The sequence below is a fragment of the Daejeonella sp. genome, assembly GCF_049655485.1.
Taxonomy (GTDB): domain Bacteria; phylum Bacteroidota; class Bacteroidia; order Sphingobacteriales; family Sphingobacteriaceae; genus Daejeonella.
Map to the genome: position 1 here is coordinate 1 of NZ_JBASJU010000411.1, position 1,603 is coordinate 1,603.

2 protein-coding genes and 1 pseudogene are annotated in these 1,603 nt (G+C 38.1%); 2 read left to right on the plus strand and 1 reads right to left on the minus strand.

The window, feature by feature from the left end; all coding sequences use genetic code 11:
- Positions 1-202, plus strand: a pseudogene (locus tag WBJ10_RS16575) (hypothetical protein); the annotation flags it as partial.
- Between the two features lie 81 nt (positions 203-283).
- Here WBJ10_RS16575 and WBJ10_RS16580 read toward each other — a convergent pair.
- Complete coding sequence (locus tag WBJ10_RS16580) at positions 284-493, minus strand: DUF6965 family protein (protein WP_424292300.1); 210 nt, start codon at positions 491-493, stop codon at positions 284-286.
- Between the two features lie 302 nt (positions 494-795).
- Between WBJ10_RS16580 and WBJ10_RS16585 the strand changes: the two genes are divergently transcribed.
- Positions 796-1,389, plus strand: coding sequence for a fasciclin domain-containing protein (locus tag WBJ10_RS16585; protein WP_424292302.1), 594 nt, complete (start codon positions 796-798; stop codon positions 1,387-1,389).
- The last annotated feature ends 214 nt before the right edge of the window (positions 1,390-1,603 follow it).

The window sequence follows — 1,603 nt, forward strand, 5'->3', positions numbered from 1 at the left end:
GGGAGGAAAAAAGTTTATGCTTGTGCGTGCAATCGGTGCGGGTGTTTCCGCTGGGTTTGCTGCTCTCAAAGCACCGAAACCTATGGGTTTAAATGAGGAATTTGTTGCAAGCAGTGAAAAACGGGAAATATTGACTGTTGCATACTACGTTTTTGGTGCTCTTGTGACCGCGGGTGTATTGGGTTTGCTGACCAAGAAATAATCCTTTAGCAAAAAACCCTTCTTCTAAGCAGCTTAAAAATTAGCTAATTACGAAGGAGGGTTTATTTTTGTTTTCAATTTCCTAATTTAATTGATCTAAAAGAAGGTTTTTGATTATAATTAGCCGGTCGTAAAATACTGTGGCAACCGGCTCCTCGCTAATTGAGTTTAGAGCTTGCAGGTGCCCCTGTATAAAATCCGGGACATTAATTATTTTTACTCCTTCGGATATCACAATAGTTTCTGGTAAAATGACGGAGCTAAAAAACGCATTAAGTTCATCTATGGCCATAATCAATCCTTTTAATTGGGATACTTTGTATCCCGTTAATTAACTGACCTATACACAACAATAATTAGACCAGATGGAAAGAATTTTATTTAAGTCAGTATCGGAAACTAGCCCCGAGGTAAAAACGAATTTAATAGCTGCTTTACCTTTTTAATGCCTGATCAGAAACCTCTGAAAACATAATTCCGGGAGAACCACTGACATAATCGTATTGATTAAAATAAAAAATAAAGTCTTCAAATCCGTTGTGTGCAATCTTTCGTAAGTAGGCTCATAAAACTTAAAAACCCAAAAAACATTTTATGAAAAAGCAATTTTTAAGCCTAGTAATGGCTGTAGCATTTGTGGCTACAATTACATCTTGTAATTCAACAAAAACTGAGTCTGCTAGCCAGGACAGTGCAATGATGGATTCCACTGCGATGATGGATTCTGAATCAATGATGAGTGAGGGAGTTGAAGTTGGTGGCGCAATGATGGTTCCTTCAAAGAACATCGTTGAGAACGCAGCGGGCTCAAATGATCACACGACTTTAGTTGCCGCTGTTCAGGCCGCAGGATTGGCCGAAACACTAAGCGGAACCGGCCCGTTTACCGTATTTGCACCGACCAACGAAGCATTTTCTAAAGTTCCTAAAGAGGCATTAGACAATTTAATGAAGCCTGAAATGAAGGGAGATCTAACTAAAGTTCTTACCTACCACGTTGTTCCAGGAGCTTTAATGGCTGCAGACCTTAAGGATGGCCAGGAATTAACAACAGCTCAGGGGCAAAAATTAAAAGTTACCGTGAAAGATGGTAAGGTATGGGTTGGTGGCGCTACAGTTACTATTGCTGATGTAGTTTCAAGTAATGGCGTTACACACGTAATAGATGGAGTTTTAATGCCGAACTAGGTAATTGCTTATTTAAATAATTTTTTCAAATTGAGCTCTTTCACATTGTGAAGGGGCTCTTTTTGTTAATTTAGCATAATTTTTTATAAGCCTTGCTCTACAAACGACATATAATAACTTATTAAAAATTGGTCAGATATTTGTTACACTGACTATTACACCCATAGACTAGCATTCAGTTTTCTAAAATGCGAATTCTTACAAGGAACAATAA

Excerpts from the sequence above, each read along its gene's own strand:
- WBJ10_RS16585 (WP_424292302.1), top strand. The coding sequence starts at position 796 with ATGAAAAAGCAATTTTTAAGCCTAGTAATGGCTGTAGCATTTGTGGCT.
- WBJ10_RS16580 (WP_424292300.1), bottom strand. The coding sequence starts at position 493 with ATGGCCATAGATGAACTTAATGCGTTTTTTAGCTCCGTCATTTTACCA.